At 32.0% G+C, this 2,726-nt stretch carries 4 protein-coding genes; 1 reads left to right on the plus strand and 3 read right to left on the minus strand.

The genetic code is table 11. The annotated features are described in order from the left end of the window. Positions 1–90: 90 nt before the first annotated feature. From RWO85_RS10260 to RWO85_RS10275, 3 genes are all read right to left on the minus strand, one after another. Positions 91–423: a hypothetical protein gene (locus RWO85_RS10260; RefSeq protein ID WP_314415751.1), complete on the minus strand. Its 333-nt coding sequence runs from the start codon at positions 421–423 to the stop codon at positions 91–93. Between the two features lie 359 nt (positions 424–782). Continuing rightward, a complete protein-coding gene (locus RWO85_RS10270) occupies positions 783–1,622 on the minus strand; it encodes a phage replisome organizer N-terminal domain-containing protein (protein WP_314415754.1) in 840 nt (279 codons plus the stop codon). A gap of 8 nt (positions 1,623–1,630) precedes the next feature. Further along, positions 1,631–1,912, minus strand: a complete 282-nt coding sequence (locus tag RWO85_RS10275; protein ID WP_314415755.1) for a DNA-binding protein — start codon at positions 1,910–1,912, stop codon at positions 1,631–1,633. A 148-nt stretch (positions 1,913–2,060) separates the two neighbouring features. Between RWO85_RS10275 and RWO85_RS10280 the strand changes: the two genes are divergently transcribed. Next, positions 2,061–2,579 carry a helix-turn-helix transcriptional regulator gene (locus RWO85_RS10280; protein ID WP_000181350.1) on the plus strand — a complete coding sequence of 173 codons (519 nt, stop codon included), beginning with the start codon at positions 2,061–2,063 and terminating at the stop codon, positions 2,577–2,579. Positions 2,580–2,726 lie beyond the last annotated feature (147 nt).

The raw sequence follows: 2,726 nt of genomic DNA on the forward strand, positions 1-2,726 counted from the left end.
TTATCTTGTTGTTTAATTCCATGAAGAAATAATTCTGCTCGCTTTAATTTCAATATGTATTCGCATATCTGATCAAAATCCTTATCCATATTACTTTTGAAAATAAACATCTTTTTCCTCCATCACATCAACTATTTTTTGCATCAAAATAGACATATCCATTTTGTTTTCATAGCTTATTCTCCCAACTACAGTTGCAAGACGGGCTATAGAATTGATATTCTTTCCGACTTGTTCCAACTCTTCTGTTAAAGAAACTAAACCTTCAAAAGAGACTTTTTGGATGTTCAAATCTGTTCGTATTAATTTTTGTCTAGCAAACTCAGAAAAATTACGAATATTTTCCTTCCTCATACAATCATTTAATTTTTTATTTTCTTCTTCCGTCAAAAACACCTGTTTCAACACAGATTTTATTCTCATGGTCCTATCACCTCGTTTTCTTATTTAGTCGTTTTACAAGTTCTTTCACTTGTTTACTTGTCTTCTTTTCATATTCTATCATCAACTCAACGCAATAGTGAAATATCCTTACATTATCCAAATCTTCACTTTGTTCTGCTATTCTTTCTAACTGACGTAAGTTATTGATAATTCTTCTAACTTGAAATATAAAGTCATGATAAGATTCAAAATCAAATTGAAGATAAATAGGCGAACTCTTAAACAACATTTTCCTAGCATAAGAGGAAAAACTCAGATGGTTTGTCATTTCAATTAAGTTATTCACTATTTCATTTTGCTCTTCAGTGATATAACATTTCTTTAGAACAGTCCTATATCTACTCATTTATCATATACTTCTTTCGGGCATTTTCATGGGCAATAGTTTTGCACTCCAGCATACGTTCCTGCTTTAAATTCTCCATAGACTTAAATAAATACGCTAAAGGAGAAGTCGCATCCTCAGGAATCCGTTCAATCATGCTAATGACTTCATCACTAGTTACATATCCACTAGCTAAATACTCGCCTATCTTCATCTTCTGAGCATGTGTTAAAGTGTAATTGTTAGGATACAAAAATCTATCATTGTACTTATAAGAAATAGATTCTAACAAAGAATAATATTTAGATGGAATATAAGTTTCAGGTTTTCTAGAACTATTATCCAGTATATTCTCAATCTCTTTCTTATTCTTACTCTCGTTCTTAATCTCTTGCGTTACATTATTATTTTCATCCGTTACTGTAACGTTACAGTCTAAAACGAGTTGTGACTCGCCTGTAATTAGTGCTTTCTGTTTTTGTCTATGACGAGCAACACGTTCCCTAGTTTGTTTTCTAATCTTTTCTAGTCCATCTATATTCTGATGTTTCTCCCATTTTGGAATGGTAATAGCGCCATCTATGATTTCTATCATGCCAAATTCTTCAAACATACTGAGAGCTAATTTTACAGATGTAGCCTTTCGTCTAAACACTGTTGAAAGCATCTCTTCTGTATAATAAACCTTGTTCCCTAGACTTAATATGCCACTATTATTTTGCTTTCCTGCAAGCACCAGAATTTTAAACCATATTACAATAAGAGTATCTCCTTCTGGCATTGATTCTATTAGCTGAATTTTTTCATCATCAAATATATCTGTTGTTATCTTGATCCACTGAACACCATTCATACTAGTACCTATCTTTCATATTGCTTCAACCATCGTGTTACTGCTCTTTTATCGTATAAAGTCACTCCATCAATCACCATGGTTGGCATTCCTTCTTTCGTCCATTTTTGGATTGTTGTCGTAGATACATCTAACCACCTAGACAAACCTGACATACGAACCATGGGTTTATAAAGTTCTTTATCTTCAAATACACTTGCTACAGCATTTGAAATCATCTCATCATAGTGAGCACGTAATTGCTTCTCTAATTCTTTAGGAAGCTGGACAACTAAAGTAGTTTCCGACATAAATTAACACCTCATTTCTAAATTAAATAAGCTCCGAAACCATTTAATTTGTTATTCATTTTGAATTATATATCCTTTTTGAATTTTTGTCAAGCTTTTTTTATTCAAAAAGAATAAAATGTGTTATAATGATAAAAAGGAGGTTCTTATGACGAATCATATTACTAAACTGATAGAAAATAGCGGAAAAAAATTGACAGAAATTAGCGAAGCTACAAATATAGCCTATCCTACACTTTCTGGATACAATCAAGGAATCCGCAAACCTAAAAAAGATAATGCTGAAAAATTGGCAAAATACTTTAATGTTTCCGTCGCTTACATTATGGGACTTGATAGCAACCCACATGCTCCATCAAATCTTAAAATTGTTACAGATAGTTTCAAAACATCTAAAATTGGTTCTGTGACACCTTTTAAAAGCGATATGGAGAAGTTAAAGAAAAGTATCGAATTTGGCGAAAGGGCATTAACACTACCACTTGATGATAGTTTTTCAGATGAATTTCGTCATATATTCTCAGAATACCTAGCTGAGAAAAACAAACGTTTTATGTCTGAGTTTATAGACTATATGAATCACCAAAATAAAGATTCTAAAGTTTGGCAGAGCTGGATTAAAACAGACGAATACGCTATCCGCCAAGAAGATAGAAAAAATAGATAGACACTCATTTCTCAATTACATAAGCTCCGAAAACTTAGATACGGAGAAAAAATGTCTATACACAAATACAAAACAAAAAAAGGAATCCTTTACTCAATGTCATTAAGTTAGTGAGCTAACTCTTTAAATAGGAGATAGGATTGAGAA

The sequence above is a fragment of the uncultured Streptococcus sp. genome (assembly GCF_963521865.1).
In the GTDB taxonomy this organism is placed as follows: domain Bacteria; phylum Bacillota; class Bacilli; order Lactobacillales; family Streptococcaceae; genus Streptococcus.